A 13,118-nucleotide genomic window follows, 5' to 3' on the forward strand; every position below is an offset into this window, starting at 1 on the left:
ACAAAGACGTCATCTGAGAGCCACCTCACATTCATGGGTGGCGCATGCCTCCCCCGGGGTGACGCGCAGCCGCAGCCGGGGGCCGGTGGCCAGGACTGCCACGGAGTCCGGGGCCCTCAGCACCGTCCGCACCGGGTGATCCCAGACGATCTCCAGCGGTTCGCCCGTTCGGGTCGGCTCGCTCACGCAGAGCGTAGCGGTGCCGCCGTGACGGCGGAGCAGCACACTGGCCGGGGAGCCGGCGGTGAGCGGTCCGGCGGTGCCCGGCTGCCAGAAGTTGGCGGCGGTGAGGCCGAGGGAGGGGACGGTGACCGCCTGGCGGGCGGGGTCGTTGGCGAGGATCCGCAGCCAGTGCGGGTCGGCGGCGCGCCGGGCGACCTCCCGGCGGGAGGCGCCGGGCAGCAGGACGTAGACGTAGGCGGCGTCGGTGGGGTCGGTGCCGTGGTCCAGCCAGAGGGTCTGCCAGCGGCGGGTGCGGCGCTCCGTGGTGCTGGTGGTGTTGATGTCGGACCAGGCGCCGGTGCGGTCCTCGCGCAGGGTCCGCAGCCCGCCGTCGGGGACGATCCAGCCGCCGTGGCCCCGCAGGTGGGCCCAGCGGTGGCCGCGGGTGAGGGCCGCGGTGCCCGACTCCCCCAGGTTGCGGTTGTCGACCACCGTCTCGACCGGGACGCCGTCGGAGCAGGTGATGCCGGCGCCCAGGCAGAGCACCGCGTCCGCGAGGCAGAACCACGACTTGCGGGCGTCGAGGGTGGAGCCGAGGCCCTTGAGGTGCTGGCCGATCGCCGCGTACGTGCCGTCGGTGGTGCCGCCGACCCAGCGCACGCCGGGTTTCGGCGCCCCCCATTCGCCGCCGGCCCGGTCGGGCAGGCGCCGGGTGGAGACGGTGGTGCCGGGCAGGCGGTAGGGGTCGACGGTGGGCCAGAACCAGTCGGTGTACTGGTCGCCGAGGCCGGGCGCCCACCAGGAGACCATCCCGGCGCCGGTGTGCCAGCCGCGCGGGTTCTCGCCGTTGCCGCACTCGTAGTGGGCGATCCGGTCACTGGCCATGGCGATGCCCAGGGTGAAGCCGGGACGGCGGTGCACGGCACGGTCCATCGCGGCGAAGAGACGGTGCCCGAGGGGTTCGGGGGCTGCGGGCACCGGTGCGGCGGCGATCGCGTGCAGCCGGGCCAGGTCGGCGACGCCGTACTGACGGGCGGCCAGGAGGGGGTTGACGGTGTCCCGTTCGATCCAGCCCTTGATGCGCGCGTGCCACCGGTCGCGCTCGGCGCGGCTCGCACCCCGGGCGAGGAGGGCGACGGCCGCGATGAGCTGCCCGCCGTGGAAGTGGTCGGAGCGCATGACGTGCCGGTCGTCGGACGCGAGGTACCCCCGGCTGATCGCGCGGCCGTTGACGGAGTCCATCACCAGACCGTCGTGGACGAGCGGGGCGTAGGCGTGCTCGACGCTGTCGAGGACGGTGCGGCGCAGGGGGTCGGTGACCTCCCAGCCGGAGCCGGCGAGCAGGGCGAGGAGCCGGCCGAGCCCGTCGAGCAGCACCTGTCCGTACGTGCCCGAGTAGGCGACGTGGCCGTGCTGGACGAACGAGCCGTCGGCGTAGAGGCCGTCGCCCTCGGTGACGTGCGGGAACACCGGGGAGAGCGCGTCCCGCGCGAGGGCGATCCGGGCGGGGGCGCGGCCGAGGACGCCGCGCAGGGCGACGACCCGGCACAGGTCGACGCGGTTGGCGCCGGTGGAGGTGCCGGAGTAGTCGGCGAGCGCGGAGTCGGGGACGAAGTGGTCGACGGCCGCGCAAGCCGCGTCGGTCCTGGCGGGTCCCGCGTGCTCGTACAGGGCGGCGAGGATGTCGGTGAGGAGGCGTGGGGTGCCGATCTGCCACTCCCACCAGTTGCCGTACGGCGCGACGGAGGGGTGGTAGGCGGTGGCCAGGAGGTGGTCGAGGCCGCGCAGGACGTCCGCGAGCAGCCCGGGGTCCCCGGTGAGGCCGGTGCCCTGCTGGACGTGGGCCTGCGTCATGGTCCACAGCCGGCCGGCGCTGAGGGTGATGCCCGCGGGCGGGTCGAAGGGGTGCCCGGGCCAGAGGGAGCCGGGCACGGGCCGCATCGTGTCCCGGAAGCGCCGGGCCCGCTCCCCCGTCTCGGCCAGCCGGGAGGCGTAGGGCTCGGCGGCCGGGTCGTACCCGGTGCCGAGGGCGAGGTCGAGCCAGCGGTGGCGGAGCGTCTCGTAGGCGTCCGCCGCGGATACCGGGCGGCCGCCGCCGCGCCGGGGCGGCGCCGCGCCGCCGGCCGCGAGCAGGGTGCCCGCCGCCAGCAGGGCGCGCCGGGTGGGACCCGGCGGGAACCGGTTGCGCCCATGTGTCACGTGCGTGCCCTCCGGGGTGCGGACGGCAGGACCCTACCCGGAAGGGGACACGGCGACGCGCGGGGCGGGGTGCCGCGCGGACGCCGTGCGGCGCCCGCCGGTGTGGTCGCGCCCGCCCCGCGGGTCAGCCGAAGCGGTCGAGGAGTCTGCGGTAGAGGTGCGGCGAGAGGGCGCGGACGCGTCCCGGGAGGGTGAGCCAGGTGGGCACGTAGGTGTCGTCGCGGGCGCGGGAGACGGCGTCCCACACGGCGGACGCGACCCGGCCGGGTGAGGTGGGGCGGGGCCGGGTGCGGTGGTACGGCCGGCCGCGGCGGGCGAAGAAGCCCGTCTCGACGGGGCCGGGCACGACGAGGCTCACCCCCACGCCCGTACCGCGCAGTTCCTGCCGCAGTGCCTCGGCGAACGCGGCGAGTCCCGCCTTGGCGGCCGAGTACACCGCTTCCTCCCGGACACCGACGGCGCCGGCCACGGAGCCGACGAGCACCACCCGGCCCCGGCCGGCCGCCACCATCGCGGGCAGTACCTCCCGTACGAGGTGCAGCGTGGCGTTGAGGTCGAGGAAGAGCACCCGGTCGATGTCGGTGTGCGGCATGGTCAGGAACGGGCCCGCCCAGCCGATGCCCGCCCCGGCGACCAGCACGTCGATCCGGCCGGTGGCCCGCAGCGCGGCCTCCGCGAGGAGCCGCGCCCCGTCGGGGGCGGCGAGGTCGGCGGGCAGCAGCACCGCGGAGGTGCCGGAGGCCGTCTCCTCCAGCCGTCGCCGGTCGCGCCCGCTGAGCAGCAGCTGCCAGCCGCCGGCGGCGAAGCGCCGCGCGGTGGCCGCGCCGATGCCGGAGGAGGCGCCGGTGACGAGGACGACGCGCCGGTCCGTGCGCGGCGGCCCGTGGCCGTGGGCCGCCGCGCGGGCGGAGGCGGCGGCCGGGGCGGCACCGCGATCCGGGTCCGCCGGCGGGTCGTAGGTGGAACCGGATCCGGTGGTGGTCACGAGTCGGTCTCCCAGGGGCAGTCGCTGCGGTCCGCATCCAGGACACCCCCGGTACGGCGGACCGCGCCAGCGCTGCGGCCGGTCCGCCGGCCCGCCGGACGCCCGGGCGACGCGGGCCGCCGCCCGGCCGACGGGCGTGGCGCCGGGCCCGCCGGGCCCGTGGGCGCCGCGCCGCGGGACCACCCCTGCGGGCCGCTGGATGCGTCCATCCGGGCGTACGCGGCCCCCGGCGCGCGCTCCGCCGGGTTACGAAGGGAACGCCCCTGCCGTGTCCGCTTCCCTCCGGCCCCCGTGACGAGGTCCGCCATGCGTCTGCTGCTCGTCCATCCCAGCGCCCTGATGTACTCCGAGATCTTCCTCCGGCTGGAGCCCCTGGGGCTGGAGCGGGTGGCGGGTGCCGCCCGGGAGGCGGGTCACGAGGTCCGGGTCGTCGACCTCCAGGTGCTCGGCGTGCGGCGGCTGCGCGAGGAGGTGCGGTCCTTCCGGCCGGAGGCGCTCGGCATCTCGCTGAACTACCTGGCGAACATCCCCGAGGCGATCGCGCTGGCCAAGCGGGTGAAGCAGGAGCTGCCGGGCTGCTTCGTCTTCCTCGGCGGGCACAGCGTCTCCTTCGTCGCCGAGGAGGTCGTCGAGCAGGCGGCGGGCGCGGTCGACGCGGTGGTCCGCGGGGAGGGCGAGCCGGCCGTGGCTCCCCTGCTGGAGGCGGTGCGTGACGGCGGGGTGGAGGGCGTGCCGGGTGTGGTCACGGCCTCCGGACGCGGTCCGGCGCCGTTGATGCTGCACAGCATCGACGGACCGCTCCCGGCGCGGGACCTGATGCGCAACCGGCGCCGGTACTTCATCGGCGAGCTCGACCCGTGCGCCTCGATCGAGTTCACCCGCGGCTGTCCCTGGGACTGTTCGTTCTGCTCGGCGTGGACGTTCTACGGCCGCAGCTACCGCAAGGCCTCGCCCGAGGCGGCGGCGGAGGACCTGGCGAGGATCCGCGAGCCGAACGTGTTCATCGTGGACGACGTGGCGTTCATCCGGCCCGAGCACGGGAACGCCATCGCGGCCGAGGTGGAGCGGCGCGGCATCCGCAAGCAGTACTACCTGGAGACCCGCTCCGACGTCCTGCTGCGCCACCCCGAGGTGTTCGAGCGGTGGGCGCGGCTGGGTCTGCGCTACATGTTCCTCGGCATGGAGGCGATCGACGCGGAGGGGCTCGACCTGTACCGCAAGCGGGTCAGCCCCGACGAGAACATGAAGGCGCTGGAGACCGCGCGCCGGCTGGGCATCCAGGTCGCCATCAACCTGATCGTGGACCCGGCGTGGGACGAGGAGCGTTTCCGGGTGGTGCGGGAGTTCGCGCGGGCCGTTCCGGAGATCGTGCACTTCACGGTGATGACGCCGTACCCGGGCACCGAGATCTGGCACACCGAGTCGCGCCGGCTCACCACCCGGGACTACCGCCTCTTCGACATCCAGCACGCGGTGGTGCCCACGAAGCTGCCGCTGGCGCGGTTCTACGAGGAGCTGGTGCGCACCCAGGCGGTCATCAACCGCAAGCACCTGGGGGTGCGCACGGCGTTCGGCGCGGCGCGGGTGCTCGCCCGCAACCTGGCGCACGGACAGACGAACTTCGCCCGGATGCTGTGGAAGTTCAACCAGGTGTACAACCCGCGCAGGCAGCTCGCCGACCACGCGCGGCCGGTGCGCTACGAGCTGCCGCTCCCTCAGCGACTCGACGTGGGTGACCGGCGGAAGCTGTACGTGCACACGCGGGACCCCGGGCAGGGCGCGCCGGCCCGCTCACCCCGCCGGTAGCCGGGGCGGGCGTGTGCCGGAGGTGCGGTCGGGAACCCGGCCGCCGAGCGCGGACGGCGCCGCCTCCCCCGCGGTTCGGGGCCCTTCCCGGCCAGGTCCGCGCTGTTCGGGGGCTCATTCACGACACCGTTCCCGAAAGATGTTGAACTTTGAAGGGAATGGGTCTACGGTGGGCCTTGTTCAGTTAGTTGAACATTCAACGTGATCTCCCCAGGAGGAACACCATGGGCATCTTCAGCCGCAAGAACGACGACACCGCCACCGCCGCCCCCGCCGAGGTGAACCCGGACCTGGCCGCGGTGACCGGTGAGTACGAGATCGACCCGGCGCACACCACGATCGGTTTCGTCGCCCGCCACGCGATGGTCACCAACGTCAAGGGCAGCTTCCAGGACTTCACCGGCACGCTGCACCTCGACGGCACCGACCCGTCCCGGTCCACGGCCACCATCGACGTGGTGATGGACAGCATCGACACGGGCAACGCCGACCGTGACGGCCACCTGAAGAGCTCGGACTTCTTCAAGACCGACGAGTTCCCGACGATGACCTTCCGCACCACCAAGGCGGAGGCCCTCGGCGGCGACGACTACCGCATCACCGGTGACCTGACCGTCCTGGGCACCACCAAGCCGCTCACCATCGACCTGGAGTTCAACGGCGCCGCGACCGACCCGTTCGGCAACCAGCGCGTCGGTTTCGAGGGCAAGGCCGAGATCCTGCGCTCCGAGTGGGGCCTGACCTGGAACGCGGCGCTGGAGACGGGTGGCGTCCTGGTCTCCGACAAGATCAAGCTGAACTTCGACATCTCGGCGATCCGCAAGGCCTGACGCCGGCCCCGGCGCCCCGTGGGGCGCCACCCCCTGAGCGCGCCCGCCCAGCCCCGTACGGGGAGGGCGGGCGCTCGGCGTTCTGGTGCCGTTCCGGCCCGTCGACGGCGTCCCCGGGCGGGCGCCCGTGGGGCACGATGACGGCCATGGCCGTCACCGGCTCCGCACCTCCGCGGCACGACCGGATCGCCGGCATGGAGGACGAGAACCTGCCGGGCGGCCCAGGGCCGCGCTGCACCCGAGGGCACCGCCCGGGACCGGCTGCCGTTCAGAAGCCGCCGCCGAAGTCCCCGCCGCCCCCGAAGTCACCGCCGCCGAAGCCGCCCCCTCCGAAGTCACCGCCGAAGTCGGCACCGGAGACGTCACCGCCTCCGTAGCCGCCGAAGTCGCCGTAACCGGCGCCGTAGTCGGCGGCGTAGCCGGGGCCCGCCATCATGCCGCCGAGCAGGGTGCCGACGAGCAGGCCGGGCAGCAGCCCGGCGCCGAAGTACCCGCCGGCCCAGGGACCGTAGGCGGGTCCCGCCTCCCAGTAGGGACGGCGGCCGTGCTCGGTGTCGACCTCGCGGACGGCGGGATCGACGCCGTCGGCGAGCCGGGCCCGGTCGGCCGCGCACACCGGTACCTCGCGCTCGGCACCGCCGGGGGGCGTCCAGGCGGCGTCGGCGACCGAGGGGCCGTGCCGCGGGTCGAAGAAGCAGGGCGGCCGGCGCTCGGGCAGCGGACGCCCGTCGCGCCGGGCGTCGAGCCGGGCCAGGGCGAAGCGGCCGTCCTCCACGGCCTGGGTGACGGCCCGCACGTCCTCCGGTTTCCGGGCCGCGGCCATGGACGACTTGGACTGCTCGTAGGCGTCCAGCGCGTGGGAGTAGTCCGTGCGCATGGCGTCGTCCGCGCCGGGCTCGCCCGGGTGGAAGTCGAGCCGGTCGAGTTCCTCGCCGAAGGCGGTGATGTCCTCGTCGACCACCACCCGCAGCTTCTCCAGCGCGGCCCGCTGCTCCTCCTCGTGACGGCGCCGGTTGCGGCGGGTCACGGCGTACACGCCCGCGCCGCCCGCCGCCAGCAGCGCGCCGACGGTGACCAGCCCGCCGACGGGAACCTCGCCGGACCCGTCGGTCCAGGAGCCCGGCGCGCCACCGCCGGTGTTGCGCAGCGCGCTGTCGACGAAGTCGTTCAGCTGGGCCTTGGCGTCCCCGGCACCCTGCACGGACGTGACGAGGTTCCGCACGCCCTGCCGGCTCAGCACGCTGCTGTCGGCGCGGGCGTCGAACTCGCCGCCGAGCCGGACGCCGTACAGACCGGTCACGCCGGTCTCGGTGCGCAGGTTCCCGAACAGGTTGCCGGTCGGGTAGTCCGCGGGGAGGACCGCGATGAAGACGGGTTTGCCGGCGTCCTCGATCTTGTCGGCGAGCGCCTCGGCGTCGGACGGCGCGAGGATGTCCCGGGCCTCGGGATCGACGTAGACGGGACTCTCGCGGAGCTTCTCGGCGACCACCGAGATGTCCGTGGCCGCCTGGGCCCCCGGCACACCGGCCATGAGGACCGCCAGCGCGGCGGCCACCGGCACGATCAGCAGGCGGAGGAGAGTACGCGTCAGCGCGGCCTTCATACCTACGAAGGTACCCGAACGGCCCAAAATAGACATACGGACCGGCAGGGATTCCGGGCGGGGGGTCCCCGCCGGTCCGGACCGGCGGTCGCTACGCGGCCGGTTCCACGCCCGCCCGCAGCAGGCCGTACGTGTACGCGTCCTCCAGGGCCTGCCAGGACGCCGCGATGACGTTCTCCGCGACGCCCACGGTCGACCACTCGCCCGCCCCGTCGGAGGTGGAGATCAGCACCCGGGTCGTGGACTGCGTGCCGTGCTTGCCCTCCAGGATGCGGACCTTGTAGTCGACCAGCTCCAGCTTGGCCAGCTGCGGGTAGATCCGCTCCAGGGCGACCCGCAGGGCGCGGTCCAGCGCGTTGACCGGGCCGTTGCCCTCCGCGGTGGCGACGATGCGCTCGCTCTTGGCCCACAGCTTGACGGTGGCCTCGTTGGCGTGGCTGCCGTCGGGGCGGTCCTCGACGATCGCGCGCCAGGACTCGACCTCGAAGTACTTCAGCGGCCCGCCCTCGGCCTCGGCGCGCAGCAGCAGTTCGAAGGAGGCGTCGGCGGCCTCGTAGGTGTAGCCCTTGAGCTCGCGCTCCTTGACCCGCTCCACGACCCGGCCGACCAGTTCACGGTCGTCGCCGAGGTCGATGCCGAGTTCCTTGCCCTTGAGCTCGATGGAGGCGCGCCCGGCCATGTCGGAGACCAGCATGCGCATGGTGTTGCCGACCTGCTCGGGGTCGATGTGCTGGTACAGGTCCGGGTCGACCTTGATCGCGGAGGCGTGCAGGCCCGCCTTGTGCGCGAAGGCGGAGACGCCGACGTAGGGCTGGTGGGTGGAGGGGGTGAGGTTGACGACCTCGGCGATGGCGTGCGAGATGCGGGTCATCTCGCGCAGGCGCCCGTCCGGCAGGACCTTCTTGCCGTACTTCAGCTCCAGGGCCGCGACCACGGGGAACAGGTTGGCGTTGCCGACCCGCTCGCCGTAGCCGTTGGCGGTGCACTGGACGTGGGTGGCGCCCGCGTCGACGGCCGCGAGGCTGTTGGCGACCGCGCAGCCGGTGTCGTCCTGGGCGTGGATGCCGAGCCGGGCCCCGGTGTCGGCCAGCACGGTGGCGACCACGGCCTGGATCTGGGCGGGGAGCATGCCGCCGTTGGTGTCGCACAGGACGACGACGTCGGCTCCGGCCTCGGAGGCGGCGCGGACGACCGACTTGGCGTACTCGGGGTTGGCGCGGTAGCCGTCGAAGAAGTGCTCGCAGTCGACGAAGACGCGGCGGCCCTGTGCCGTGAGGTGGGCCACCGTGTCGCGGACCATGGCCAGGTTCTCGTCGAGGGTGGTGCGCAGGGCGAGCTCGACGTGGCGGTCGTGGGACTTGGCGACCAGCGTGATCACCTCGGCGCCGGAGTCGAGCAGCGCCTTGACCTGCGGGTCCCGGTCCGCGGTGGTGCCGGCGCGGCGGGTGGCGCCGAAGGCCACCAGCGTCGCGTGCCGGAACTCGATCTCCTGCCGGGCGCGGGCGAAGAACTCGGTGTCCCGGGGGTTCGCGCCGGGCCAGCCGCCCTCGATGAAGCCCACGCCGAACTCGTCCAGGTGCCGTGCGATGGCCAGCTTGTCGGCGACGGTGAGGTTGATGCCCTCACGCTGGGCGCCGTCACGCAGGGTGGTGTCGAAGACGTGGAACGAGTCGTCGGGCTCGCTGGTTGCGGTCATGGTCTGAAGGCTCCTGATATTGATCTCGGTCTACCGGAATGACCGGTTCCACCGTTCTCCCATGGTCCCTCACGCCCGTCCCCCGGCTGAGGTTGGGCCAGGAAACAGAAAAACCCCTCGCGGGTGCGAGAGGTCTGCGCGCGGGTCGAGGACGACGGTGTCCGCCCGTACGGTGTCGTACGTGGCGGTCACTGCGGACCGGCGCGCCTGCTGCCAATAATCATGGCGAACGAGAGCACGGGGGCAGTCTGGCACAATCCGTCCCCGTGCTCACGATGCGTCTCAGGATGCGGGCGGTGGGTGGTCAGCGCGGACGGCGGACGAAGCCGTCGTGGTGGCCGTCGGTGTCGTCCGCCGTTCGCCCGGAGGCTGGGCCCCCCGGGCGCGTCCGGACCGACGTGTCAGGCCAGCTGGTGCATCCAGCCGTGCTTGTCCTCGGCCTTGCCCCGCTGGATGTCGAGCAGCGCCTGCCGCAGGCGGACGGTGACCTCTCCCGGCTCGCCCCCGCTCTGCCGCCACTCCGTGCCGACCCGCTTCACCGTGCCGACCGGGGTGATGACGGCGGCCGTACCGCAGGCGAACACCTCGGTGAGGCTGCCGTTCTCCGAGTCGCGCTGCCACTGCTCGACGGAGACCCGCTCCTCCACGGCCTCGTAACCGAGGTCGCGGGCGACGGCGAGGAGGGAGTCACGGGTGACGCCCTCCAGGATCGAGCCGGTGAGGGTGGGGGTGACGATCCTGTCGCCGTACACGAAGTACAGGTTCATGCCGCCGAGTTCCTCGACCCACTTGTGCTCCACGGCGTCGAGGTAGCAGACCTGGTCGCAGCCCTTGGCGGCCGCCTCGGCCTGGGCGAGCAGGGAGGCCGCGTAGTTGCCGCCGGTCTTGGCGTCGCCCATGCCGCCGGGCACGGCACGGACGCGGTCCTCGGAGACCCAGATGGAGACCGGCTTCACGCCGCCCGGGAAGTAGGCGCCGGCCGGCGAGGCGATGACCAGGAAGAGGTACTCGTTGGCGGGCTTCACACCGAGCCCCACCTCGGTCGCGATCATGAAGGGACGCAGGTAGAGGGACTCCTCGCCGCCGTGCGCCGGCACCCATGCCTTGTCCTGGGCGACCAGGGCGTCGCACGCCTCGATGAAGGTCTCGACCGGCAGTTCGGGCATGGCCAGGCGCCGCGCCGAGCGCTGGAAGCGTTCGGCGTTCTTCTCGGGGCGGAAGGTGGCGACGGAGCCGTCGGGCCGGCGGTAGGCCTTGAGGCCCTCGAAGATCTCCTGCGCGTAGTGCAGGACGGTGGTGGCCGGGTCGAGGGAGATCGGCGCGTACGGGACGAGTTGGCCGTCGTGCCAGCCGCGGCCCTCGGTCCACTTGATCGTCACCATGTGGTCGGTGAAGTGGCGGCCGAAACCGGGGGCCGCCAGGATCGCCTCGCGCTCCGCGTCGGAGAGCGGGTGCGCCGAGGGCTTGAGCTCGATCGTGGGCGTCGTCATGAGTGGGTGTCCTTCACCGGTTGTAGTGACGGGCCGCGCACACGCCCTGACGGCCGGTGGCCAGTACTGGGACGTCCGAGCATTCCCTCATTCCGCGGCTCCGCGTTCGATTATCGCCCGGAGGCGACGGCGGACGAAACAGGGTGGAGGCGGCCCGGTGGTCGATGGTGGCACCCGGCGGGGGACGGAAGGAAGCCGCCGGGCGCGGATGCGACCCGGCGGCTTCGAATGGTGTCGAGGTGGCGCGCCGGGTCAGCCGGCTACTCGCGCGGCGAGGGCGTCGCCGATCTCCGAGGTGGTCCGGGCGGGCAGTTCGCCGCGCTCCGCGAGGTCGGCGGAGACGGCGTCCTCGATCCGGGCGGCCTCGGCGTCGTGGCCGAGGTGGCGCAGCAGGAGGGCGACGGACAGGACCGTGGCGCTGGGGTCGGCCTTGCCCTGGCCGGCGATGTCCGGGGCCGAGCCGTGCACGGGCTCGAACATGGACGGGTAGGTGCCGGAGGGGTTGATGTTCCCGCTGGCGGCGACGCCGATGCCGCCGGAGACGGCGGCGGCGAGGTCGGTGATGATGTCACCGAAGAGGTTGTCCGTGACGATGACGTCGAACCGGCCCGGGTCGGTGACCAGGTAGATCGTCGCGGCGTCGACGTGGATGTAGTCGGTGGTGACCTCGGGGTACTCCTCGGCCACCTTGTTGAAGACGTTCGTCCACAGGTGGCCGGCGAAGGTCAGCACGTTGTTCTTGTGGACCAGGGTGAGCTTCTTGCGCGGGCGGGCCTGGGCGCGGGCGAAGGCGTCGCGGACCACGCGCTCGACACCGAAGGCCGTGTTGACCGAGACCTCGGTGGCGACCTCGTGCTCGGTGCCCTTGCGGATGGTGCCGCCGTTGCCCGTGTAGGGGCCCTCGGTGCCCTCGCGGACCACGACGAAGTCGATCTCGGGCTGGCCGGCGAGCGGGGTGGCCACACCGGGCAGGAGCTTGCTCGGCCGCAGGTTGACGTGGTGGTCGAAGGCGAAGCGGAGCTTGAGCAGGAAGCCGCGCTCGAGGACGCCGGAGGGGACCGACGGGTCGCCGATGGCGCCGAGCAGGATGGCGTCGTGCCGCTTCAGCTGGTCGAGGTCGGCGTCGGTGAGGGTCTCACCGGTGGCGTGGTAGCGCCGGGCGCCGAAGTCGTAGTCCTTGGTCTCCAGCTTCACATCCTGCGGAAGGACGGCGGAGAGGACCTTCAGGCCTTCGGCCACGACTTCCTGGCCGATGCCGTCACCGGGGATCACTGCGAGATTGATGCTGCGAGACATGCGGGCACCCTACTCCTCGTCCCACGGGATGACATGGGGCGTCCGGCATACGGACGCCCGATCGGGTCAGTGGCCGGTCGAGCCGCCGTTGTCCCTGCGGTCGAGGGCGCGCTGGAGGGCGGCGGCGGCGTTCTTGCGGTCGGACTCGCTCGTGCGGGACGTGTGACGGACGCGGCGGCGCAGGGTCGTCTCGGCCATGGGTGATCGACTCCTTCGGTACGTGCGGGCGGGAGCGCGCGGAGGGGTGCGAGACGCCGGAAGGGGCGGGGAGCCGTGGACCGCAGGGGGTGACCTGCACGAGGGTCCGGCTCACCTCCGCCGTTCGCTGGATCGAGCGAGTCGTTCGGCTCCTACAAAAGTAAGGGCGGGCCGGGCGTCTGTCTGCACAATTACTTGGGCTTCCTACTATCTGAGACGGTGGACTGCGTCACACCCCTCTGATCTGGGATTTCCCGCGGACGGGCTCAGAGGACGTCGCCGTCGCGCCAGTCGAAGACCAGTTCGCCGGTGAGGTCGGCGGGCACCGGCCACACATAGGTGGACCCCTCCTCGTCCGGCAGCCGGACGACCCCGCCGGGGCCGAGCGCGCCGATCCGTCCCTCCCAGGCCCGCCAGCCGCGGGCCGCGTACAGCGCCGCGCCCTCGTCGCTCGCGGACAGCGCGCCGAGGTCGTAGGCGCGGGTGACGACGCCTTCCAGGGCGGCCATGACCGCGCCGCCGAGGCCCTGCCGCCGTACGTCGGCACGGACGGCGACCCCCTCGACGTACCCGGTGCGCAGCCAGCGCCTGCCGTACCGCACCCGTCGCATCACCACCGCGCCGTGGGCGGCGAGCCCCCGCCCGTCCCGGACCAGGGCGTGGACGCCGCCCAGCGTGTGGTCCCAGTCCTCGGCGCCGAAGTCACCGTCGAAGGCGTCGTACAACAGGGAGCGGACGGCGGTCAGTTCGAGGGGCGCGAGTTGCGAGGTGTGGGCGGTGCGGACGTCCGCAGCGGTGGTCATCCGCCCAGTATCGGAGGCGGCCGGGCCGCGGGCGCACGAACGGGCCAGGT

10 protein-coding genes are annotated in these 13,118 nt (G+C 73.2%); 2 read left to right on the forward strand and 8 right to left on the reverse strand.

Annotated elements, in window-relative coordinates; translation table 11 throughout:
- Positions 1-9 precede the first annotated feature (9 nt).
- Entirely contained in the window at positions 10-2,295 is a 2,286-nt protein-coding gene (locus IE118_RS21305) for a polysaccharide lyase 8 family protein (RefSeq protein WP_229846890.1), read from the reverse strand.
- A 190-nt stretch (positions 2,296-2,485) separates the two neighbouring features.
- Positions 2,486-3,346, reverse strand: coding sequence for an SDR family NAD(P)-dependent oxidoreductase (locus tag IE118_RS21310; protein WP_189559567.1), 861 nt, complete (start codon positions 3,344-3,346; stop codon positions 2,486-2,488).
- A gap of 306 nt (positions 3,347-3,652) precedes the next feature.
- Here IE118_RS21310 and hpnR point away from each other — a divergent pair, with 306 nt between their 5' ends.
- Complete coding sequence (gene hpnR, locus IE118_RS21315; RefSeq protein ID WP_189559568.1) at positions 3,653-5,152, forward strand: hopanoid C-3 methylase HpnR; 1,500 nt, start codon at positions 3,653-3,655, stop codon at positions 5,150-5,152.
- 224 nt (positions 5,153-5,376) lie between these two features.
- Positions 5,377-5,982 (forward strand): YceI family protein, encoded by a 606-nt coding sequence (locus IE118_RS21320; RefSeq protein ID WP_189559569.1) that lies wholly within the window; start codon positions 5,377-5,379, stop codon positions 5,980-5,982.
- Positions 5,983-6,250: 268 nt separating this feature from the next.
- On the opposite strand, the gene IE118_RS21325 is transcribed toward IE118_RS21320, so the two are convergent.
- The 6 genes from IE118_RS21325 to IE118_RS21345 form a co-directional block, all read right to left on the reverse strand.
- On the reverse strand, positions 6,251-7,585 hold the full coding sequence (locus tag IE118_RS21325; RefSeq protein ID WP_189559570.1) for a hypothetical protein: 1,335 nt from the start codon (positions 7,583-7,585) through the stop codon (positions 6,251-6,253).
- Between the two features lie 91 nt (positions 7,586-7,676).
- The gene (gene cimA, locus IE118_RS21330) at positions 7,677-9,281 is read right to left on the reverse strand and encodes a citramalate synthase (RefSeq protein ID WP_189559571.1); all 1,605 of its coding nucleotides are present in this window, start codon (positions 9,279-9,281) and stop codon (positions 7,677-7,679) included.
- Positions 9,282-9,682: 401 nt separating this feature from the next.
- A complete protein-coding gene (locus IE118_RS21335; RefSeq protein ID WP_189559572.1) occupies positions 9,683-10,771 on the reverse strand; it encodes a branched-chain amino acid aminotransferase in 1,089 nt (362 codons plus the stop codon).
- 252 nt (positions 10,772-11,023) lie between these two features.
- Positions 11,024-12,067 (reverse strand): 3-isopropylmalate dehydrogenase, encoded by a 1,044-nt coding sequence (locus tag IE118_RS21340; RefSeq protein ID WP_189559573.1) that lies wholly within the window; start codon positions 12,065-12,067, stop codon positions 11,024-11,026.
- Between the two features lie 66 nt (positions 12,068-12,133).
- On the reverse strand, positions 12,134-12,265 hold the full coding sequence (locus tag IE118_RS34475; protein WP_267482424.1) for a hypothetical protein: 132 nt from the start codon (positions 12,263-12,265) through the stop codon (positions 12,134-12,136).
- Positions 12,266-12,531: 266 nt separating this feature from the next.
- Positions 12,532-13,068, reverse strand: coding sequence for a GNAT family N-acetyltransferase (locus tag IE118_RS21345; protein WP_189559574.1), 537 nt, complete (start codon positions 13,066-13,068; stop codon positions 12,532-12,534).
- Positions 13,069-13,118: the final 50 nt, after the last annotated feature.

This window comes from Streptomyces pilosus, assembly GCF_014649835.1.
Taxonomy (GTDB): domain Bacteria; phylum Actinomycetota; class Actinomycetes; order Streptomycetales; family Streptomycetaceae; genus Streptomyces; species Streptomyces pilosus.